This is a genomic window from Burkholderia sp. IMCC1007 (assembly GCF_027257875.1).
GTDB lineage: Bacteria > Pseudomonadota > Gammaproteobacteria > Burkholderiales > Burkholderiaceae > Burkholderia.
Genome location: NZ_JAPVQY010000008.1, coordinates 173,695 through 195,800, shown reverse-complemented (window position 1 = coordinate 195,800; position 22,106 = coordinate 173,695). Strand labels below are relative to the sequence as shown.

Sequence of the window (22,106 nt, the reverse complement as noted above, 5' to 3'; positions counted from 1 at the left end):
GGCTCCCGAAAAGTCTCACCTTGGGCCCCGTAAGGGCTCACCCGCACCTCCCGTAAGGGCTCACCCGCACCTCCCGCAAAAGCTCACCGAAGGCTCCCGGAGACGCTCACCTGCGTGTCCCGAAACCCCTCACCGATGCGTTGCGCAGACGCTTTGCAAGCCCTCCCGGAAAGGCTCACCGGGCTTCCCGCAAGCGCTCACCGCCAGGTCCCCGGAAGGCTCACCGAATCGCTCCCGTATCGGCTCACCTCATGAGTCCCGGAAAAGCTCACCCGCTGCTCCCGAAAAATCTCACCTTTCGATATTTCCGCTGCCGAAGGGGCCGAATGCGGATGGCAGCGTGCTCGAATACGCAGCCGGAATCGTCCACACGCAGACGCCGTCGACGCTCGCGGCAAGCCCGATGCGAATGCTGTGTCTCGACGAATTCGCGTTTCCAGCGGGTCACTGAGAGCCGCACCGCTTCGCGTATCCGGTGGGGCGCCGATATTCTGCATCCCAAAGTATTGCGAATCGGCACGGCAGTGAATGAGCATCGCGGATGCCGTGCACACCGTACCGCGTCGCACGCCTGCGCATCGCCGCTCGGCCCGGTGCGCGTCATGCGCGGCTAAGGCTGCAGTTTCATTCTGAAGCCCACCACGCCGGGCTCCTCCGTCGTCGACGTCGTGAACCCGCATGACTTCGCCAGCGAGATCATCGCCGTGTTCTCGCGCAGCGCTTCGCCGATCATCCATGCCGTGCCGCGCGATCGCGCATAGTCGATGATGCGGGTCAACATCAGGCGGCCGAGCCCCTTGCCCTTCTGGTCGGGTCGCACCGCGATCGCGAACTCCGCGGTCTCGTTGTCGGGGTCGGCGACCGCGCGCGCGACCGCGAGCGTGTGCGACTGGCCCGACACATCGGTGAACGCTACGATGAAGGCCATCTCACGGTCGTAGTCGATCTGCGTCATGCGCGCCACTTGCGAGTGATCGAAGCTGCGCACCGCGCCGAAGAAGCGCATGCGCAGATCCTCCGGCGTCATCAAACGCAGCAGCTCGTTGTGCGCTTCCTCGTCTTCCGGACGGATCGGGCGGATCGTCACGGTCTCGCCGCGCCATTCGAGCGTCTGCTCAAGATGACGCGGATACGGCATGATCGCGAGCCGGCTGCGCCCGGTGGCCAGCGTGACGCGCGGCGCGATGATGTACGCGCGATCGGACAGCACGCGCAGCGTGATCGACATCGCGACCACTTCGCGGACGTCGGACACCACTTGCGACAACGCCGTCAGTGCGCCGAGCGTCGGCTCGACGGGCGCGCGACGCGCATACGGCGAACGCTCCATCACCGCGCGGGCGAGCACGGTATTCAACGGCGGCAGCCCGTGTACGACGAACGGCGCCGATACACCATCCACGGGCGGCACGGCATAGCGGAACACCGGGCCGAAGTTCGCATCGTCGTACATGTCGACCGTGACGTCGACGACCCGCCCGCCGGCCGGGGCATCGGCCGGCTCGCCGTGCAGGCCGAAGTGCGACAGCCAGCGCAACGCGGCGTCGCCGGCCAGCTCGTGTTCGCCGGCCTCGACCATCCGGCGAGCGTCGGCCTGTGCGGACGCGACACACTCGGCCGGCTGTGGCGGCGTGCCCTCGGGCGTCTGCATCAGCAACTGCCGCCCGAGGTGGTAATCGACGAGACGCGCGTATGCGCGTGCCAGCCGCTGCGGTGTCGTGTGTACCGGGATGCCGTTCGCGTGCAACGCGTCGCGCGTCGCCGCGTCGACCGCGCCGAAGAAACACGCAAGGATGCCGCGATACGCATGCTGACGCGATTCGATCAGCGTGCGCGCAACGGCATCGGCCGGCGCGCTGTGGGACGTCGAATGAACGACGAACAGCGTGCCCGTCTGCGGAAACGGTGCGAGCGCCTTGATGGCCGCACCGAAATGCTCGGGACGCGCATCGTCGCCCAACGTAAGCGGATTGCCGGGAGCGGCGAGATGCGGCAACGCCGCCGCTACCGCCGACGTTGCCGCCGCCGGCCAGTCGGCCAGCACGTCGCGCACCTCGGCAACCGCATCGACCGCGAGTTTCGCGACGCCCGCGTCGCTCGTCACGAGCGTCGCCGCGCCGCGCGCGGCGACCCGCCCGACACCGAGCGTCTCGATCTCGTCGAGCAGATCGTCGAGCGCATCGACACGCACCATCCCCGCGCGCTGGAAAGCGGCCGTGTACAGCGCATCGCCGGGATCCGCGCGCCCGGTGCGCAGCGCGAGCACCGGCTTGTTGCGCGCCGCCGCGCGCGCGGCCGACATGAACTTGCGCGCGGCGCACACGGTGTCGAGTTCGAGCAGGATCGCGCGCGTGCCCGGGTCGCTCGCCAGATAGTCGAGCACGTCGCCCGCATCGACGTCGGCCTCGCCGCCGAGCGCGACGACGTGCGAAAAGCCGAGCCCCCGTGCATCGGCCCAGCCCAGCACGGCGTTCGTCAGCGCGTTCGATTGCGACACCCACGCGACGCCACCCGATCGCGCCGTATAGGCTGGCGCGCCGAAATGCGCATGACGCGCGGGCGACAACACGCCGAGGCTGCCCGGCCCGACGATACGGAGGACGAACGGCTTCGCGGCCTTGAGCGTGCGATCGAGTGCCGCGCGATCGGCGTCGGTGCGCGCCTCGCCGACGATCACCGCGACGCGCGTGCCGAGTTCGCCGAGCTTGCGCACGATGCCGGCCCACGTGGCGGGCGGCGTGCAGATCACGGCGACCGAAGGCGGCGCGGGCAATCGATCGACATCGGCCACGACCGGATGCCCGTTCAGCTCGCGATACTTCGGATTGACGGGCCATACGGGCCCGTCGAATGCGCCGTCGATCACGCGCGCCCATACGATCGCGCCAAAACTTCCCGCGCGCGACGATGCACCGACGACCGCAACGGACTTGGGCTGGAACAACGCATCGAGATGGCGGACGGTCACAGCGGCTCCATACGGTAACGGAAGACGACCCGACCGGTACACGAGCACCGATGGCCGTGCGCCGGTCGACGCGAACTCCAAGCATAGGCGAACCGGATGCGGCTGCCTATATGCCGAACGGCCGACTGTGCGGCGTGCATCAACACTTGCAACATGGGTCCGTAACCAACGCCTTCGCACGAAGGTCCGCGCGAAAGCGACACGATGCGGCGATCCGGCCGTCTCGTCAAAGGTGAGGATTTACAGGAGCCATGGTGAGCACATTCGGGAATAGCGCGATGCGCTGCGTAAATGCGCGAGCGGTGATGGTCGTCGGCAGTCCGTCACCACCGCGAAGCGCGCGAATGCCGATGCGCGACTGCAACGTAATTGCCGGGCTGTTTACCGCAATTCGCGGCGATATCCGGTCGAATTGCAGTGAATTCGCAAAACGCAATCCGTTAATCGCGCGGCATTGCGGTTCGGTTCGCGGGCCGAGTGCGCGCCGCAACGACACAAAAACAAAACGGTGCGACGGCCGTTTGGCCGTTCGCACCGTCAGTCGACGCACGAAAGGTGAGGATTTTCGGGAGTCAGTCCTTGATCAGGAAACGCGCGCGGTTCTTGCCGAGCCACGCCGGGGCGCGGCCGCGGCCGCTCCACGTTTCGCCTGTCTTCGGATTCAGGTATTTCGGCGGCAACGGACGCTTCGGCTTTGCGGCAGCAGCGGCGCCTATCGGACGAAAGCCGAGTTCCTCTGCCGTAATGTCGAATTCCTCGATTTTGGCCCGAATGGCGGCAATCGCATCGGCGATTGCCTTTTCGCGTTCCTTGTCGATTTTTTGCTGAAGCCTTTCGAGCTGCGCAGTCAGTTGCCTGTAGGTCGCCATATGGATGGGATTCCCTGAGTGTTATTCATGAAAAATAGCCGACTCCAAGCGAATAGAAAAGCGCTTCTCCCGATTCAGTGTCGTCACCCGGTCATTTCGGGATCAATAGCCGCTCTTCTTCTTGCATGCGAAGAGAAGATTTCGCACGGCGTCATCGGTCGATCGATGGACGATGTCGAATTCCCCGTTGCAGATGGCTCGGGCATTGTCCGTGCAATTGCTCCAGTCGTTACCCGTGCACTGCACCTGCGTGGTCGGGCGCCCGTCTGAAGTAAACAGCGGCGCACTGCCGCCACACCCGCCGAGCCCCGCGACAAGGACCAACAATCCGGCCTGACGCCAATGCGTTCGAGGCCACCGACAGACCGACGCAAGCATGTGTTTCATTGTTCTTTCCGTCAACCTTTTTCTGAATCCCGCGAGTATGCCATGCACCGTCTTTTAGCGTTCAGTAGGCGTCCTGTCGGGCTGGCCTCGTGTCTTGTATGGCAGCGCTCCGTGTGGATCGTCGGTGATGCGAACGAAAACCCGCTCGACGTCGGGAAGGGCCTCCACTTCGCGTTGCAATGCCTGCCGATCGAATGCCGAATCGGCGCACCCTTCGACATAAATGAAGCGGCGCTGCACGGTGATCCACAGGCTCGTGCCCCGCAGGCGGCCGGTGCCGTCGAAATGAGCCTTCGCGGCCGCGGCGATCGGCGCGTCGTACATATACGAATTCGGCTTCGTGCAGCGGTGCGCGAGCCAGCAGGTCGTCCCGCGCTCGGCGCGGTAGTGCGCATCGTCCTCCATCTCGGCCCGGGTCATCCACGGGCCGAGCGGCAGCGGGCATTCGGCAAAGTCCCGCGACAGCGCCACGAAAGGATCGTTGTACCAATTGCGCCGCGCCGCGGGCGCGTCGGCATCACCCGACTGCGCGAACGCGGACGCCGCGACGAGGACGCTCATCCATCCGGCGATGCCGATGCACTTCATCGTTGTCTCCTGTCCGGTACTGCCACGGTTCGGCCGCTTGGTCGCGACACGCTCCGCCGCGCGGCGCTATCGGTCGATGCCGAGCGCCACCAGTTTCTTGTAAAGCGTCGCGCGGCCGATGCCGATGCGCGCGGCCGCTTCCACCACCTTCCCGTTGCAAGCCGCGAGGGCATCGGTCAGGAACTGACGCTCCCACGCGGCCAATGCATCGGCATACGAAACGACCGGCGCGTCGCCCGCGTCCCGGGCGGCCCCCGGCGCAGCAGGCAGCGTGCCCGCCGGCGTGGCGTCCGGCGCGACGCGTACCGGGCCGAGGAACGTCGCGAGCGCACCCGCATCGATCACCGAGCGATCCGACAGCATCAGCGCACGCTCGAGCGTGTTGCGCAGTTCGCGCACGTTGCCCGGCCACGGGTATGCGCACAGCATCCGCAGCGCATCGTCGGTCAGCTCGCAGTGCGCGGCGCGGCCGTGCTGCGCGGCCAGCTCCTCGAGCGTCGCGTAGACGAGCGCCGCAATGTCGGACGCGCGATCGCGCAACGGCGGCGCGTGAATGGTCAGCACGTTGAGCCGGTAATAGAGATCGGCGCGAAAGCGGCTGGCCGCGACCAGCGCGGGCAGGTCGGCCGACGTCGCGGCGATGATCCGGACATCCGCGCGCACGATCCGGTTCGAGCCGACCGGTTCGAACTCCTTGTCCTGCAGCACGCGCAGCAGCTTGCCCTGCAGCGGCAACGGCATGTCGCCGATCTCGTCGAGAAACAGCGTGCCGCGATCGGCCAGCTCGAACTTGCCGACACGCCCCTTGCGGTCGGCACCGGTATACGCGCCCGGCGCCGCACCGAAGAATTCGGTTTCGAGCAGCGTGTCAGGAATCGCGGCGACGTTGACGGTCACGAGCGGCTGCAGCGCGCGCGCCGAAGCCGCGTGGATCGCATGCGCGAGCAACTCCTTGCCGGTACCCGTCTCGCCGAGCAGCAGCACCGGCGAATCGACCTGCGCGGCACGCCGTGCCTGGCGCTTGGTTTCGAGGCTCGCGGCGCTCGTGCCGATGAAGCTCGCAAACGTGTATTTTGCGCGACGCGCCTGCGCGAGCGAACGCTGCGTCGCGATCAGTTGCTGCTGAAGCTGCGCGTAGCGCGAAAAGATCGGCGTGAGCGTCTTCAACTGGTCGAACAGCGCGAAGCCGATCGCGCCGACCGTCTCGCCCGCCTCGTTCTTCAACGGCAGCCGGGTGACGACGAGCGGCTCGCGGCCCGTCTCCATGATGTCGAGCAGGATCGGCTGCCCGGTCGACACCACCTCGCGCATCAGGCTGTTCGGAATCACCGTTTCGCAGTCGAGGCCGATCGCCTGCTGCGGATCGGCGAAACCGAAGCGCGCCGCGTAACGCTCGTTCATCCAAACGACGCGCGCGTCACGATCGACGACCACCGTGCCCGCACTCGAATCCTCGAAGGTTCGAAACAACGACTCGGCGGCGCGCCGCAGCACGTCGCCGTAATTGACGGGCAGGCGAACCCAGTCGTTCATCATCGTGTCGTCGTCTCCTCGTATGCTGGGCCGAATGTCTCCGGATCGAGACGGATTATCTCATTATGGAGACATGCCGGAACGCGTTGTCGGGGAAAGCCCTGCCCGATTCGAAGGGCTGCCATGACGGCTGGCGTCGTCTCCATTCGGAGACGTTTTATGTAGAATCATCAGACATTGGCCGGCGCGGGCCCGCCGGTCCATGCCGGGCCCTTGTCCGGCGGCGCAATCCGGCCTATGGCACGAAACCTGCACGAACCTGAGCCGGTCCGCGACGCGTCGCGATCGAACAACAACCAAAGCCATTCCAAGCCATTAGGAGACTTCCTTGTCTTTCGTGATCGTCCTCGCCGCGCTGGCGTTCCTGATGTTCGCCGCGTATCGCGGCTACAGCGTGATTCTGTTCGCGCCGATCGCCGCACTCGGCGCGGTCCTGCTGACCGAACCCGCCGCCGTCGCACCGGTCTTCTCCGGGATCTTCATGGAGAAGATGGTCGGCTTCGTCAAACTGTATTTCCCCGTGTTCATGCTCGGCGCCGTGTTCGGCAAGGTGATCGAACTGTCCGGGTTCTCCGAGTCGATCGTCCATGCCGCGATCCGCTACATCGGCCGCTCGCGCGCGAATGCGGTGATCGTCGCGGTGTGTGCACTGCTCACCTATGGCGGCGTGTCGCTGTTCGTCGTCGTGTTCGCGGTGTATCCGTTCGCGGCCGAACTCTATCGCCAGAGCAACATTCCGAAACGGCTGATGCCCGGCGCGATCGCACTCGGCGCGTTCTCGTTCACGATGGACTCGCTGCCCGGCACGCCGCAGATCCAGAACATCATCCCCACCACGTTCTTCAAGACGACCGCCTGGGCCGCACCGGTGCTCGGCACGGTCGGCTCGCTGTTCATCGTCGTCGTCGGCCTCACGTATCTGGAATGGCGCCGTCGTTCGGCGATGGCGAAGGGTGAAGGCTACGGCACGGCGCTGGTCAACGAACCGGAGCGCGTCGAAGCGAAGACACTGCCGAGTCCGGCGCTGGCGATCCTGCCGCTGATCCTGGTCGGCGTGTCGAACTTCGCGTTCACGAAGCTGATCCCGCAGTGGTACGGCGCCGCGTCGTACACGGTCGCGCCGGAGGTGCTGCCCGGCGTGCATGCGCCGGTCACGACGTCGATCAAGACGGTCGTCGCGATCTGGTCGGTCGAGGCCGCGCTGCTGCTCGGCATCGTGCTCGTGGTCCTCACGGCGTTCAAGCGCGTCAGCGGCCGCTTCGCGACAGGCTCGAAGGCCGCCGTCGCCGGCGCGCTGCTCGCCGCGATGAACACGGCGTCGGAATACGGTTTCGGCGGCGTGATCGCCGCGCTGCCGGGCTTCCTCGTCGTCAGCGATGCGCTGAAGAGCATTCCGAACCCGCTCGTGAACGCGGCCGTGTCGGTCAGCTCGCTCGCCGGCATCACCGGTTCGGCGTCGGGCGGGATGAGCATCGCGCTCGCCGCGATGTCGGACCTGTTCATCAAGGGCGCGCAAGCGGCCAACATTCCGCTGGAAGTACTGCACCGGGTCGTCGCGATGGCCAGCGGCGGCATGGACACGCTGCCGCACAACGGCGCGGTCATCACGCTGCTCGCGGTGACGGGCCTCACGCACCGCGAGTCGTATCGCGACATCTTCGCGGTCACCGTGATCAAGACGCTCGCGGTGTTCTTCGTGATCGCCGTGTACTACACCACGGGCCTCGTGTAAGCATCCGTATCGGGCGGCGCAACACGCGCCGCCCCACCTCGGCCGGCCACGCCGACGCGGCCGGCACTCCGCTCCTCCCGTACCCTTCCCGCTCCCTTCCTTTCCGTCGATTCGACACGCGTGCATCGCAATACAGCGCAGCGCTTGCGGACGGGTTTGCCGGCAAACGCCGGCAGGCCACCCGGAATTGGCATCCAGCCGGCCCGGCCCTACCGCCTCGAGCACCTCAAGCACCTCCGCCCGCTACTGCGCGACCAGCATCCCGGCATCCGCGCCACGCTCCGCCATGCGGCCCCGCCCGCCACCCCATCACCATCACCATCACCACCACCACCACCACCACCACCACCACCACCACCCGCGCATTGTTGCCGGCAGCAGAACACTGCGTTAGGAGCGATCGCATTTTTCCAGCACGCGGCCAGGCCTACACTCTTTTCAACCGCCGCCGCTTCGTCGAACGAAGGCCGGCCGCCCCGTCAAATACATGGAGGTCCCGATCATGAAGCGCCTGATCCATGCAGTTGCCATCGCCCTGGCCGTATCCGCCCCGCTCGCTGCGCAAGCGCAGTCCAACGCGCCGCTCACGCGCGCACAGGTTCACGCCGAAGTGAAGGCGCTCAAGCAGGCCGGCTTCCAGTCGAGCGACTGGTTCTACCCGGCCAGCATCATTTCCGCCGAAGCGAAGATCGCGCGGCAGCAAGGTGCCGGCTCGGGCAGCGCGCGCGGCGCGTCGCCGTCGTCGGACTCAGGCCAGTAACCGAAACCGCGCGGCGCCCGGGCCGCCCGACGGCGCGCACGTCGACGCAGCCCAAACCGCGGCACGTCACACAGGTATCGACGCAGAAAACCAGAAAGCCACGGCCCGCCGCCGCATATGCGCACGCACGCGACGGCACCGCGCGGCGAGCCGGCAGATCGCTCGACGATACGATTCGCTCGACCGCTTGAAAACGAACGAATTCTCGAATGAATATGACGCTGACGCGCGGCATCGCGCACGCGCGCTTCCTTTACCGTCGCTGCGTGACCCGCGCCATTCGGTACACCGACGCATACGCACCGTCGCGCAACGCGTAGTCCGGCGCTTCGCCTTCGATGCGGAATCCTTGCTTTTCGTAGAGTGCGATCGCCGCAACGTTGTCGACGAACACGGTCAGTTCGACTCGCGTGATGTTCAGCCATTTCTCCGCAAGTTCGATCGCCGCCGCGAGCAGCCGGGTGCCGACGCCGCGGCCGTGATGCGACGCATCGACCATCATCCCGAGCGACGCGGCGTGACGGCGGCGCGGATTCTGTTCGGGATGCAGCCCGAGATGGCCCACCACCGTGCCGTCGATTTCGGCAACGAGGCTCACGCCGTGCTCGCGAATGCGTTCGAGCCGCTGCCGCCATTTCTCATGCGACGGATACGGATGCTGCAGCGTGTTGAGGTACACCGCGGGGTGCGCGGCGATTCGCAGGATCGCGTCGATGTCGTGCATCTCGCTGTGCCGAATGGTGATATCGGTCATGACTGGGTAGAGTCGAAAGTATCGATCGGAGGACGCTGCTGCGGGTACGCGACAACGCATCGAGCTTATCCGATTTGACGCGAATCAAACATAGCCACTGAACAACCCGACGCCGTTGCATGCACAACGACATGTGCGTCACGCGACCGCTTCACGCAGCCATCACGCAATTGGCAATTCCTGCGCGATACCGCTCGCGCAAACCGGTGATTTCCTGCCTGCCGCCTCGACGCCATCTCGACAACAGCCTGTCAGTTGCGCACGCAACTTCATCTGCACAGGCATGCCATGTCATTTCCGCATCGCGTCGACGCCATCTGCGCTCCCTGGACTGGGCCGCCCCCTGATCGTCACTCAACGGGCCGGTACGTGCCGACATCCACCGCTCCGCATCGCGATGCGTGCGGTGCGCAGGATCGAGACAACGGCCGACGCATTCGAACGCATATGCATCGCGGATCGTCCCCCGGGGGACGACGCAAGACGTGCAGCCCGACCCAGTCACGCAAGCGTCCACCATCGCCGGATCCGAGCGCCATGACGTCACGCCGCACATTCCTCGGGTAGACCGCCACTTCAGGCCTCGCCGCCGCCGCGCTATCCGGGTTTCCGCCGAGCCTCCGCCGCGCGCTCGCGATTCCCCCGTGTTCCTCGAAATGGGGACCATCAAGGACGTCAAGCAAGACTCGACCGGCACGGGTACGGCTTCATCGCCACCGCCGACAGCGATGCGAGCTTCTCGCGCCGTGTGCCCGACCGCGTGGAAACGGGCCGCCACTCGGTCAGCGACCCACCAACCGGGCTCGCCGACCGTTTCCGACGCCGCCGCCGCTGCCGGTCCGACAACGCCCGGCCTGGCGCCACTCACGGCGCGGCCCGATCCGGCTGAAACGCCCGCCCGGCGCGCCCAAAGATCAGAAGGATCGGTGGTGCAGCCCTCATTTCGGGTCCACGAAAATGCTCCGTGTTCCGGCCCGTTCGCGTTAAACTTCCTCAACGCTGTACTGGACAACGACATCTTCGCCAACCCGACATCCACGACACGAGGATAGGTTCGATGCGCACTTCCGGCTCATCCGGGGCAATGACCCTGCTCACCGAACACGACCCGGCCGACGGCCGCGAATTGCGCTCGCTCCGGCTCGAAGCGACCGGCGACGGCAAAAGCGTGCTGCTGATCGAGATCGACGAACGCAAGCCCGGCATCCACCGCGAGGTCCGCTACGAGATCACGCCGGCCGAACTGATCGCGGCGATCCGCTCGCACGGCGCCGAGTTGCCCGGCGAAAACCACGGCGCCGCATCGCTCGCCCGCACCCCGTCCTGATTCCAATCGGTGAGCCGCGCCCAGCGCGCCGGCTCACCGACATCCCCCTGCTGCCGCCAGGCGCTTTCCGTCATTCCCCGCCACCGGCTTGAAAATGGCCGATAATCGGCCCATCTGCGCATCCTCTCTCGCGCACATCCTTTTCGGCCAGCCGTCATGCTCCGTGACCTCGTCGCCCAATACGGGCCGCTTCTCGTCTTCGCCAACGTGTTCGCGGCGGCCATCGGCCTGCCGGTGCCGGCGATGCCGACGCTCGTGCTGTTCGGCGCGATGGCCGCGATGCATCCGGGCATGATCGGCTCGCAGCTCGTGACGGTGGTCGCGCTGTCGGTGCTCGGTGCGCTGCTGGGCGACACGGCGTGGTATCTCGCCGGACGGCGCTACGGCGGCACGACGCTGAAGACGATCTGCCGGCTGTCGCTGTCGCGCGACACCTGCGTGAAGAAGACCGAACGCTTCTTCGGCCGCTACGGCGTGCGCGTGCTCGCAGTAGCACGCTTCATTCCCGGACTGTCGCTCGTCTCCGTGCCGATGGCCGGTGCGCTCGGCACGCGCTATCGCACGTTCGCCGGCTACGACGCGCTCGGCGCCGCGTTGTGGACGATCGTCGGGCTGGGTGCGGGGCTCGTGTTCTACCGGCAGATCGACTGGCTGTTCGCCGGCGCGAGCCGGCTGGGCCGCGCGGTACTGCTGGTGATCGTCGCGCTGCTGGCGATCTATGCGGGCGTGCGCTGGATGCGCCGCCGCGCGCTGATCCGCCAGCTCGCGAGCGCGCGGATCGGCGTCGACGAGCTCGAGCGGCTGCTGCGCGATCCGGTGGCGCCGGTGGTCCTCGACGTACGCTCGCCCGAGCACCGCAAGCTCGATCCGTTCACGATTCCCGGTGCGCAGTTCGCGGACGAGCGGCACATCGAAGACATCATCGCGCGCTACCCGCTGTCGCAGAAGTTCGTCGTGTACTGCTCGTGCCCGAACGAAGTGACGGCCGCGCTGATGGCCAAGCGCCTGCTCGATGCAGGCTTCACCGATGCGCTGCCGCTGCGCGGCGGCCTCGACGCATGGCGCGACACGGGCCGCCAGCTCACGTCGCTGGTGGAAGACATGCCCGCCGCGAACGATCCGGTCGCGGGCTTGCACAAGCCGGCCTGATCGATCCGGCCGCAGGCCGTCCGCGCGAACCGGACAATACCGCGGGGGACGTTGCGCCCCCCTTCGATCAGACCATCAGAACGCGTGCAGCGGCACGTTCACGACCAGGCGGTACTCCTTGTTGGTCGCATCCGAGTAGTGTGCGGAACCGTTGTGCCACATCGCGATGAACGTGACCTTCGTGTCCTTCAGCTTGCCGCTCTGGAACGTATACGACGGGATGAAGCCGAACTCGTGGTGACGGCCCTGAACCGGCGCGCCGTTGCTCCAGTAGATGCTCGACTTGCTCGGATCGGCCGCCGCGCCCGCGCTCGCATCCGCGCCCCAGCCCGTCACGCCCCAGAGCATCGCCTTGAAGCCCGGCAGGCCCGCTTCCTTGCCATAGAACGTGTAACGCAGCTGCAGCGACTTTTCGTGCGGCGCGTTGTAGTCGACGTCCATCGAGTTGGTCAGGAAGATGCCGTTCGTTTCATTCAGGTAGTCGAAGAACTGGTCGCCGAGCACCTGCTGATAACCGAGCAGCAGTTCGTGCGGGCCGTGCTGCGCGGCCAGCGACAGGCTGTACGCGTTGTTGTTGATCTTGCCCTGCAGCGCGTCGCCCGTGTCGTGCGTCGAGTAAACGTTACCAAACCCGGTCCACTTGATCGACTTCGTATCGCCGATGCTGTGCTTCACCGACGCGTAGTACTGGTGCCACACGTCGTCGGCCTGGTTGGCGTACAGCGCGACTTCACCGTCCGGCGAATAGTCCCACGTGCCGCCGACGTAGGTCAGGCGATTGATGCGCGTGCCGCCGTATTGCGTCGTGAGGTTGGTGAGCGTCGTGTGGCCGCGCGCATCGGTCTTCGTGAAGCTGCCGGCCTCGAGCATCACGTTCTTGAATTCGTTGCTGACGAGCGTCGCGCCGAGGAACGTCGGCGGCAGTGCACGGTTGTCGTGCTGTTCCATGAACGGGTTGTCGACGGCCTGCAGACCGTACTTGACCACCGTGTTCGAGATGCGCGCCTTCACGTCGTAGATGCCCGGATAGGCCCACGCGAGCTGGTTCGAACCGCCGCCGCCCTTCGCGATGTGCACCATGCTGCCGGCGCCGGCGCCGCCGTCGAGCTTCAACGCCGCATACAGCGACGCGTCAAAGCCGATGCCGATCAGGCCCGTCGTGTAGCCCGACTCGAAGTTCGCCATCGCGCCCTGGACCCACGCGTGACGATGCGGCCCGCCCTTGTTGTCGAGCGTGTCTGCATAGTTGCGGAACAGGAAGTTCAGGTGGCTGTCGGCAATGAAGCCGTTCGACTTCGACTGCGCCGACGGCTCGTCGGGCGGCGTGACGGCCTGGGTCGCCTCGGCGTTGACAATGGCGTTCGGGGTCGTTGCCTGCGCAACGGTGCTCGCGCCCGCGGCCGGTGCGGCCTGCGCGACCGTCAGTGGCGCGGGGGCCGCGTCGTCGGCGTGCGCGACGCCGCTCAGCGATACGCCGGCGAGCGCCGGCAGGCCCCATGCAAGCAGCATCTTCGATGCCGTCCCGATCGTCTTCTGCTTTTTCATCGTGATTCTCGTCTTGTGTTGATGTCGTCCACGCCGGTTGCGATCCGCTTCCGGCCCCCCGGCGAGCCCGGCTAAGGACGCGCCTTTACACGCGGCGCGAAGATCATTCGCGCCGCACCTACCCCTGTTGACCTGCCTGGTTATGCTTGCCGCGGCACTTCAGTCCACTTCGGCCGCCACGCCCGCGCGGATGCATGCGACCCGCGCGGCCGAGCCGTGCCGCACTTCCGGCAGCGGCACGTCCCGCGCGCATGCGTCGATCGCAACCGGGCAGCGCGTGCGGAACGCGCAGCCCGACGGCGGGTTCAGCGGCGAGGGCATCTCGCCCGCCAGCAGCATCGGACGGCGAGCACGCTCGCGCGCCGGCTCCGGCGTCGGCGCCGCATCGAGCAGCGCCTGCGTGTACGGGTGCTGCGGCACGCCGTACACGTCATGCCGCGTGCCGAACTCCATCACGCGGCCGAGATACATCACGAGCACGCGCTGGCTGATGGCCTTCACCACCGCCAGATCGTGCGCGACGAACAGATAGGACAACGACAGCTCGCGTTGCAGATCGCGCAGCAGGTTCACGATCTGCGCCTGGATCGACACGTCGAGCGCCGACACGGGTTCATCGCAGATCACGAGCTTCGGCTCGCCGATCAGCGCACGCGCGATCCCGACGCGCTGACACTGCCCGCCGGAAAATTCATGCGGATAGCGCAGCAGGTGATGCGCATTCAGGCCGACGCGCTCGAGCATCGTGATCACGCGGCGGCGCACTTCGGTGCGGCCGAGGCCCGCGTGATGCGTGACGAGCGGCTCCGCGACGATCTGCTCGATCGTCATGCGCGGATCGAGCGACGCGAGCGGATCCTGGAAGATCATCTGCACCTCGCGGCGCATCGCGGTGCCGCGCAGGTGGTCGGACGCCACCGCTTCGCCGCGCCAGCGCACGGTGCCGGCGGTCATCGGGGCGAGGCCGATCAGCGCACGGGCGAGCGTCGACTTCCCGCAGCCCGACTCGCCGACGAGCCCGACCGTCTCGCCGCGCTTCACGTCGAACGACACGCCGTCGACGGCACGCAGCGTGCCCTTCGGCGACCACGGATAGCCGCCGAGCGGCACGCGGAAATGCACCTTCAGATCCTCGACGGACAGCAGCGTGTCGCTGGTCGTGCCCGTCGCGCCGGCATCGCGGCGTTCATTGACGCTCATCGCAGGCCTCCCGTCAGATCGGCCAGCGGCCGGTGGCACGCGCGCACCGCGCCCGCGGCGCCATAGGTTTCGAGCGCGGGGCGCGCGGCACCGCAGCGCTCCTCCGCATAGGTGCAGCGCTTCGCGAACGCGCAGCCGGCCGGCGCGGTGCCGGGCATCGGCGGATTGCCGGGAATCGCGATGAGCGGCGCATCGTCCGCATCGGTCAGGCGCGGCAGCGCGTTAAGCAGGCCGATCGTGTACGGATGCGACGGCGCCGCGAAGATCGATTCGGCCGGCGCGTATTCGACGGTGCGGCCCGCATACATGACCATCACGTCGTCCGCGAGGCCGGCGACCACGCCCATGTCGTGCGTGATCAGCACGATCGCGGTGCCGCGCTCGCGGTTCAGCTCGCGCAGCAGGTCGATGATCTGCGCCTGCACGGTCACGTCGAGCGCGGTGGTCGGCTCGTCGGCAATCAGGATTTCCGGCTCGGACAGCAGCGCCATCGCGATCATCACGCGCTGGCGCATGCCGCCCGAGAACTCGTGCGGATACATGCGGATGCGGCGCGCCGCATCGGGAATGCGCACCGATTCGAGCGCCTCGATCGCGCGCTCGATCGCTTCCTTGCGCGACAGCTTGCGGTGCAGCTGCAGCGTCTCGGTCATCTGCCGCTCGATCGTCAGGAACGGATTGAGCGACGTCATCGGATCCTGGAAGATCATCGCGATCCGGTCGCCACGCACCGCGTTCAGCGCGCGCGTATCCATGTCGAGCAGGTTGTCGCCGCGATAGCGGGCGGCGCCCGTCGTCGTGCCGTTGGCGGCCAGCAGCCCCAGCATCGCCATCACGGTCTGGCTCTTGCCCGAGCCCGATTCGCCGACGATGCCGAGCGTCTTGCCGGCTTCGAGCGAGAACGACACGCCGCTCACGGCGTCGATCGGCGGCGCGTCCTTGCGCGTGAAGCGCACGCCGAGGTTTTCAACTTCTAGGAGGGCGGCCATTTCAGCGATCCTTCGGGTCGAGCGCGTCACGCAGGCCGTCGCCAACGAAGTTCACGCAGTAGAGCGTCACGCAGAGCATGACGGCCGGTGCCAGCAACAGCCACGGCATCGATTCCAGTTTCTGCGCGCCGTCCTGGATCAGCACGCCCCAGCTCGTCATCGGCTCCTGCACGCCGAGGCCGAGGAACGACAGCACCGATTCGGTCAGCACGATGTTCGGCACCGATACAGTTGCATACACAACGACCACGCCGAGCAGGTTCGGCACGACGTGGCGCAGCACGATCGACGCCGGCGACACGCCGATCGCGCGCGCCGCATCGACGAACTCGCGGTTGCGCAGCGACAGCGTCTGGCCGCGCACGACGCGCGCCATGTCGATCCACGAGAACGCGCTGATGGTCAGCACGACCAGCATGAACGAGCGGCCGAACAGGGTCATCATCAGGATCGCGATCAGCAGGTACGGGATCGCGTACATCATGTCGACGACGCGCATCATCGCGGAGTCGACGCGGCCGCCCGCGAAGCCGGCGGTCGCGCCCCACGCGACGCCGAACAGGCCGGACACCAGCGTGCCGAGCAGGCCGACCTCGATCGACACGCGGCCGCCGATCAGCGTGCGCACGAGCAGGTCGCGGCCGAGCTCGTCGGTGCCGAACCAGTGCTGGTTCGCGAGCGTCGGCGGCAGGCTGATGGAGGCCCAGTCGCTCGCGGCGGGATCGGCCGCGAGCAGCCACGGGCCGACGAAACAGGCGAGCGTGATCAGCGCGAGCAGCACGAGGCTGAACACGGCCGCGCGGTTGTGAAGGAAGCGCGCGAACGCGAGCGCCAGCGGCGAGCGCGAACGCGGCGGCGAATCGGTCTGCACGGGCAGACTGACGACGGGAGTAGTCGGAATCATCGCGGTACCTCGCTCAATAACGGATACGCGGATCGAGCCACGCGTACGCGAGGTCGACCAGCAGGTTGAACAGCACCGCGCAGACGGTCGTCAGCACGACGAGGCCGAGCACCAGCGTGTAGTCGCGGTTGATCGCGCCGTTCACGACGAGCTGCCCGAGCCCCGGCAGCGCGAACACCGATTCGGTGACGACGGCCGCGGTGATCGACGTGATGCAGACCGTGCCGAACAGCGATACGACCGGCATCAGCGCGGGCTTGAGCGCATGGCGCAGCACGATCGTCGAGCCCGGCAGGCCCTTCGCGCGCGCGGTGCGGATGTAGTTGCTCGACAGCGTCTCGATCATCGAGCCGCGCATCACGCGAGCGAGCAGCGACACGTTGATGAGGGTCAGCAGCACGATCGGCAGCAGCCGGTACTGCCAGCTGCCGTCGCCCCAGCCGCCGGCCGGCAGCCAGCCGTTGCCGGCCGACGTCTTCAGCAGGATCGCGAAGATCCACACCAGCACCGGGCCGAGCACGAACGGCGGCACGACGTTGCCGAAGTTGCCGATCAGCATCACGAAGCGATCGATCACGCTGTCGCGGCGCACGGCCGCGACCGTGCCGAGCAGCACGCCGACCACGATCGAGACCGGGATCGACACGCCGCCCACGCCGAGACTCACGGGCAGCGCCTTCTTCACGAGATCGTTCACCGACCAGTCGACGTAACGGAACGACGGGCCGAGATCGCCTTGCAGCAGCGAACCGAGATACAGCAGGTACTGCTTCCACAGCGGCTCGTCGAGGTGGTACTTCGCGTTCAGGTTCGCGAGCGTCGCCGCGGACAGCTGCTTCTCCGTATCGAACGGACCGCCGGGCGTGAAATGCAGCAGCAGGTAGCAGACGGTGATGACGGCGAGAATCGTCGGCACCGCCCACAACGTGCGTCTCAATGCGTAGGCCAGCATGATCGCTCCGCTCAGTGCTTGATCAGGTACATGTCCTGCGAAGCACGCATGTCGATCACGTTCTTCAGCGAATAGCCGCCCACGTAGGGCTTCACGAGGCGGTCGGCCGAGTACTGGAACAGCGGCACCATCGGCGTGTCGTTCAGCGCCAGGTCGTGCGCCTGCGTGAGCAGCGTGGCGCGCGCCTTGTCGTCGAGCTTCTGGTTGCCTTCGTCGACGAGCGTGTCGACCTGCTTGTTGCAGTAGCCGACGGTGTTCTGCGAGCTGCCGCAGCGGAGCAGGTCGAAGAAGGTCATCGCGTCGTTGTAGTCGGCGAACCAGCCGTCGCGCGCGATCTGCACCTTGCCGTCATGACGCTCCTTCATCAGCACCTTGAACTCGACGTTCTCGAGCTTCGTGTTGATGCCGAGCTTCGTGCGCCATTCCGATGCGGTGAACAGCGCGACCTTCTTGTGCAGGTCATTCGTGTTGTACGTGAGCGTGAACGACAGCGGCTTCGCGTCCGAGTAGCCGGCCTGCTTCAGCAGGTCCTTCGCCGCCGCGACGCGCTTGGCCATCGGCCACGCCGCCCATTCCGGCGTAAACGGCTGCACGCCCTTCGTGCCGTTCGGCATCAGGCCGTACATCGGCTTCTCGCCGGCCTGCGTGAGCTTCGACGTCAGCACGTCGCGATCGATCACCATCGACAGCGCCTGACGCACGCGCTTGTCCTTCAGCGCCGCGTCGCTGTTGTTCAGGTAGTAGTAGTAGGTCGCGAGCTGCAGGCCCGGGCGCAGTTCGCCGCCGAACTGCTTGCTGACCTGCTGGAAGATGCCCGACGGGATCGAGTAGCTGTAGTCGATCTGGCCGGCCTGGTACATGCGCATCGCGGTTTCGTCGCTTTCGATCGGCAGGTACGTGACCTTGTTGATCACGACCTTCGGCGCGTTCCAGTACTTCGCATCCTTCGAGATCACGATGCGGTTGTTCGGCTGCCAGTCGACCAACTGGTACGCGCCGTTGGTGACGATGTTGCCCGGGCGCGTCCACGCGTCGCCGAACTTCGCGACGGTGTCCTTGTTCACCGGTGCGAGCGGCGCCATCGCGGTCAGCTCGGGGAAGAACGCGACGGGCACGTCGGTCGTCACTTCCAGCGTGTACGGGTCGATCGCGCGCACGCCGAGCGTCGTCGGCGCGGCCTTGCCCGCGATGATGTCCTTCGAGTTCTTCACGAACTCGACGAGGATCGTGTATTTCGAGCCCGTCTTCGGATCGACGAGGCGCTCCCACGAATAGACGAAATCGGCGGCCGTCACGGGTTGGCCATTGCTCCACTTCGCGTCGTGGCGCAGCTTGAAGATCCACGTCTGCGGCGTCTTGCGTTCCCACGATTGCGCGACGCCCGGCACGACCTGACCGGCCGCGTCGATGCGGGCGAGCCCTTCGAACAGGTCGAGGCCGATCGTGTTGCCGGTCCACGATTCGATGTGCGCCGGGTCGAGCGACTCGACTTCGGCGGGCACCTGGCGCGTCAGGTCCTGTTGAGGAGCGAGCGCGACATTCGAAGGAACGTTCACGGCGTGGGCGGCGGGCGTCGTCAGGGCGAGCGCGGCCAGCACGGCCGACATGGCATGCAAGGATTTCATCGTGGCAGTCTTGAGAAGGTTTTTCGGTGAGCGTCGCGCGGCGGATGCCGCGGCTTACGCGTGAGACGCTGACGGGTACAGCGATTGAGGAGGCCCGTGATTCTCGTATTGCATATTAGTATTCCTTACGTTTCTTTCGACAGGTATCCCGTCTTCGAAACGAAGGAATACCTGTGCGTTAGAACAGTCTCGGTGTACCGACCCAGACCACCACCGACTCGATGCTCGCGGTGTTGACCCAGCTGTGCGGGACCGTCGACTGATAGTGCGAACTGTCGCCGGCCTGCAGGACGAACGTCTTGCCTTCCAACGTCAGCGACACTTCCCCTTCAATCACATACAGGAACTCTTCTCCCGCATGTGTCGTCACCTCCGACCGTTTCTGCCCCGGCGGCATCCGCACGAGGATCGCCTCGAGCTGACGCCCTTCGGACACGTTCGTCAGCCTCGCGAACAGGTTCGCCGAGTCGGCGAATCCGAAGAAGCGCAACTGCTCGCCTCTGCACACCGAGCGTTCCTCGCTCGGCGTATCCACGAAGTACTGCACCGTCACGCCGAGCGCCTGGGCGATACCGGCCAGCGACGTCAGCGACGGCGACGCGAGCCCGCGTTCGACTTGAGACAGAAACGGCTTCGAAATCCCCGCGGCGGTAGCGGTGTCGTCGAGCGTGCGCTTCAGTCGTTGGCGCAACGCGCGAATCTTGCTGCCCAGTGCGACAGCGTCTGCCGCTCGCGAGTTTTCAGTGGGGGGAACCATAGCAGGCCGAAAAGTGGTCGTCAAAAAATGTTTGATGGAAAGTAACTAAGTTAATCCGAGATAGCTTAATCTTCGGGTTCGCACACGTCTTCGGTGTTGAGCCCGGTGCGACTAAACAGGGCCCGAGGCGAGCGAAACGACGCGCTATCTTGCCAGACTCGCCGGCTTCACAGGCAGGCTGCAAGCGGCTCTCCGGGAATTTGCGGAGAACGGGCGCCAAGCTTACAAATAGATGATGAGACAAATGTTCCTGAAAGCTGCTGCCATATCGGGAGTTTCCCTGAGTGGCGCGGACCTGACGCACCGGACCGGCAAACGTTACCACTCGCGCGCCGGTCGGGGGCGCGCTCCGCCTTTCGATGCGGAGTCCCACCCCGGCCCGGGCTAACCCGCCCGGCTGCTCCATCGCCGACGCAAAGCCTACCCGGCCACTGTGCTCCGGCGCCAGTTCGACCCCAAGGCGACGCGCGATCCGCGCCGTCTGTTTCAAACGAGATTGATGATGCACGCACCTGTTTCTCAAACCCGATCGTTTACGACGGTCTTCCTCATCGAAATGTGGGAGCGCTTCGGCTACTACGGCATGGCCGCGCTCCTGGTCCTCTTCATGGTCGACAGGCTCGGTTTCACCGACAGCCATGCGAACCTGACCTGGGGCGCGTTCACCGCGCTCGTCTACGCGTCGCCGTCGATCGGCGGCTGGATCGGCGACAAGGTGCTCGGCGCCCGTCGCACGATGATCATCGGCGCGGCCGTGCTGTGCGCCGGCTACCTGATGCTGGCGTTTCCGAACGATGCGCTGTCGTACATGTACGCGTCGCTCGGCGTGATCGTCGTCGGCAACGGCCTGTTCAAGGCCAACGCGGCGAACCTCGTGCGCCGCATCTATGAAGGCGACGATGCGCGCATCGACAGCGCGTTCACGATCTACTACATGGCGGTCAACATCGGCTCGACCGTGTCGATGCTCGCGACGCCGTGGATCAAGGATCACTGGGGCTGGCACACCGCGTTCGCGGTCTGCTGCGCCGGCATGCTGCTCGCGATCCTGAACTTCATGCTGATGCACCGCACGCTCGCGCACATCGGCTCGCAGCCCGACGACCAGCCGATCCGCTGGAAGCGCCTCGGCGGCGTGGCGGCGGGCGGTGTCGCGCTCGCGCTGGTCACGCTGTACGTGCTGCAGCACAAGCAGCTCGCAGTCGCGAGCGTGTGGACGGCGGCATTCGCGATCCTCGCGATCTTCGCGTACATGATCGCGAAGTCGGAGCGCTCCGAGCGTGCAGGCCTGATCGCCGCGCTCGTGCTGATCGGCCAGGTGATCCTGTTCTTCATCTTCTACGTGCAGATGTCGACGTCGCTGACGCTGTTCGCGCTGCGCAACGTCGATCCGCGCTTCATGCTGTTCGGCACGACGCTGTTCACGTGGAGCGCCGCGCAGTTCCAGGCGCTGAACCCGATCTGGATCATGATGCTGAGCCCGGTGCTCGTGTGGGTCTACAACGCGTTCTCGAAGGCCGGCCGTGACCTGCCGGTCGCAGCGAAGTACGCGCTCGGCTTCGGCGCAGTGGCCGCCGGCTACCTGGTGTTCACGGTCAGCGGCCGCTACGCGGTGGATGGCCGCGTGTCGTCGTGGTTCATGGTGTGGGGCTACGGCCTCTACTCGCTCGGCGAACTGCTGGTGAGCGGCCTCGGCCTCGCGATGATCGCCCGCTACGTGCCGGCACGCATGAGCGGCTTCATGATGGGCGCGTATTTCGTCGCGACGGGTGTGTCGCAGTACCTCGGCAGCGTCGTCGCGAACTTCGCGCAGATGCCGTCGCACGACCTGCCGGCCACCGAATCGCTGCCGCTCTACCTGTCGCTGTTCGAGAAGCTCGGCTGGCTCGCCGCGATCGGCATGCTGCTCGCGCTGCTGCTGCTGCCGATGATGAACCGCCTGTCGCGCCAGCATCAGCGCTGCGCGGAAGAACGTCGCGAAGAAGCAGCGGTGCAGGCGCAGGCGATGGCCTCGGCGCAGTAAGTACTATCCCTCGGCGTGCGGCATGCACGCCACATTCTCCCGCC

The 22,106-nt window shown here is 66.2% G+C and carries 19 protein-coding genes; 5 read left to right on the top strand and 14 right to left on the bottom strand.

All coding sequences use genetic code 11. The features are described 5' to 3' along the window. Window positions 1-610: 610 nt before the first annotated feature. From O1Q03_RS10960 to O1Q03_RS10935, 6 genes are all read right to left on the bottom strand, one after another. On the bottom strand, window positions 611-2,968 hold the full coding sequence (locus O1Q03_RS10960) for a bifunctional acetate--CoA ligase family protein/GNAT family N-acetyltransferase (protein ID WP_269503347.1): 2,358 nt from the start codon (window positions 2,966-2,968) through the stop codon (window positions 611-613). A 226-nt stretch (window positions 2,969-3,194) separates the two neighbouring features. After that, window positions 3,195-3,503, bottom strand: coding sequence for a hypothetical protein (locus O1Q03_RS10955; RefSeq protein ID WP_269503346.1), 309 nt, complete (start codon window positions 3,501-3,503; stop codon window positions 3,195-3,197). 37 nt (window positions 3,504-3,540) lie between these two features. Beyond that, a complete protein-coding gene (locus O1Q03_RS10950; RefSeq protein WP_059467298.1) occupies window positions 3,541-3,837 on the bottom strand; it encodes an H-NS histone family protein in 297 nt (98 codons plus the stop codon). 102 nt (window positions 3,838-3,939) lie between these two features. After that, the gene (locus O1Q03_RS10945; RefSeq protein WP_269503341.1) at window positions 3,940-4,224 is read right to left on the bottom strand and encodes a hypothetical protein; all 285 of its coding nucleotides are present in this window, start codon (window positions 4,222-4,224) and stop codon (window positions 3,940-3,942) included. A gap of 54 nt (window positions 4,225-4,278) precedes the next feature. Beyond that, window positions 4,279-4,812: a BON domain-containing protein gene (locus tag O1Q03_RS10940; protein WP_269503340.1), complete on the bottom strand. Its 534-nt coding sequence runs from the start codon at window positions 4,810-4,812 to the stop codon at window positions 4,279-4,281. A 66-nt stretch (window positions 4,813-4,878) separates the two neighbouring features. Then, window positions 4,879-6,348 (bottom strand): sigma-54 interaction domain-containing protein, encoded by a 1,470-nt coding sequence (locus tag O1Q03_RS10935; RefSeq protein WP_269503339.1) that lies wholly within the window; start codon window positions 6,346-6,348, stop codon window positions 4,879-4,881. Window positions 6,349-6,673: 325 nt separating this feature from the next. On the opposite strand from O1Q03_RS10935, the gene O1Q03_RS10930 reads away from it, so the two are divergent. Next, window positions 6,674-8,077: a GntP family permease gene (locus tag O1Q03_RS10930; RefSeq protein WP_269503338.1), complete on the top strand. Its 1,404-nt coding sequence runs from the start codon at window positions 6,674-6,676 to the stop codon at window positions 8,075-8,077. 502 nt (window positions 8,078-8,579) lie between these two features. Beyond that, complete coding sequence (locus O1Q03_RS10925; RefSeq protein ID WP_269503337.1) at window positions 8,580-8,837, top strand: DUF4148 domain-containing protein; 258 nt, start codon at window positions 8,580-8,582, stop codon at window positions 8,835-8,837. Between the two features lie 253 nt (window positions 8,838-9,090). On the opposite strand, the gene O1Q03_RS10920 is transcribed toward O1Q03_RS10925, so the two are convergent. Continuing rightward, entirely contained in the window at window positions 9,091-9,591 is a 501-nt protein-coding gene (locus O1Q03_RS10920) for a GNAT family N-acetyltransferase (protein WP_269503336.1), read from the bottom strand. Between the two features lie 1,057 nt (window positions 9,592-10,648). Between O1Q03_RS10920 and O1Q03_RS10915 the strand changes: the two genes are divergently transcribed. Next, window positions 10,649-10,918 carry a hypothetical protein gene (locus tag O1Q03_RS10915; protein ID WP_096507826.1) on the top strand — a complete coding sequence of 90 codons (270 nt, stop codon included), beginning with the start codon at window positions 10,649-10,651 and terminating at the stop codon, window positions 10,916-10,918. Window positions 10,919-11,074: 156 nt separating this feature from the next. Then, complete coding sequence (locus O1Q03_RS10910) at window positions 11,075-12,067, top strand: DedA family protein/thiosulfate sulfurtransferase GlpE (protein ID WP_269503334.1); 993 nt, start codon at window positions 11,075-11,077, stop codon at window positions 12,065-12,067. Window positions 12,068-12,142: 75 nt separating this feature from the next. Here the strand turns inward: O1Q03_RS10910 and O1Q03_RS10905 are convergent, their stop codons facing one another. The 7 genes from O1Q03_RS10905 to O1Q03_RS10875 form a co-directional block, all read right to left on the bottom strand. Continuing rightward, window positions 12,143-13,612, bottom strand: coding sequence for an OprD family porin (locus O1Q03_RS10905; protein WP_269503333.1), 1,470 nt, complete (start codon window positions 13,610-13,612; stop codon window positions 12,143-12,145). A 159-nt stretch (window positions 13,613-13,771) separates the two neighbouring features. Then, complete coding sequence (locus tag O1Q03_RS10900) at window positions 13,772-14,812, bottom strand: ABC transporter ATP-binding protein (protein ID WP_269503332.1); 1,041 nt, start codon at window positions 14,810-14,812, stop codon at window positions 13,772-13,774. Beyond that, on the bottom strand, window positions 14,809-15,801 hold the full coding sequence (locus O1Q03_RS10895) for an ABC transporter ATP-binding protein (RefSeq protein ID WP_269503331.1): 993 nt from the start codon (window positions 15,799-15,801) through the stop codon (window positions 14,809-14,811). Before O1Q03_RS10895 ends, O1Q03_RS10900 begins: the two co-directional genes overlap by 4 nt. A gap of 1 nt (window position 15,802) precedes the next feature. After that, window positions 15,803-16,705, bottom strand: coding sequence for an ABC transporter permease (locus O1Q03_RS10890; protein ID WP_269503330.1), 903 nt, complete (start codon window positions 16,703-16,705; stop codon window positions 15,803-15,805). Between the two features lie 13 nt (window positions 16,706-16,718). Beyond that, complete coding sequence (locus O1Q03_RS10885; protein WP_269503328.1) at window positions 16,719-17,657, bottom strand: ABC transporter permease subunit; 939 nt, start codon at window positions 17,655-17,657, stop codon at window positions 16,719-16,721. Between the two features lie 11 nt (window positions 17,658-17,668). Further along, window positions 17,669-19,282, bottom strand: a complete 1,614-nt coding sequence (locus tag O1Q03_RS10880) for a peptide ABC transporter substrate-binding protein (RefSeq protein ID WP_269503327.1) — start codon at window positions 19,280-19,282, stop codon at window positions 17,669-17,671. Window positions 19,283-19,460: 178 nt separating this feature from the next. Beyond that, complete coding sequence (locus O1Q03_RS10875; RefSeq protein ID WP_269503326.1) at window positions 19,461-20,039, bottom strand: cupin domain-containing protein; 579 nt, start codon at window positions 20,037-20,039, stop codon at window positions 19,461-19,463. A gap of 499 nt (window positions 20,040-20,538) precedes the next feature. On the opposite strand from O1Q03_RS10875, the gene O1Q03_RS10870 reads away from it, so the two are divergent. Next, the gene (locus O1Q03_RS10870) at window positions 20,539-22,062 is read left to right on the top strand and encodes a peptide MFS transporter (RefSeq protein WP_269503325.1); all 1,524 of its coding nucleotides are present in this window, start codon (window positions 20,539-20,541) and stop codon (window positions 22,060-22,062) included. Window positions 22,063-22,106 lie beyond the last annotated feature (44 nt).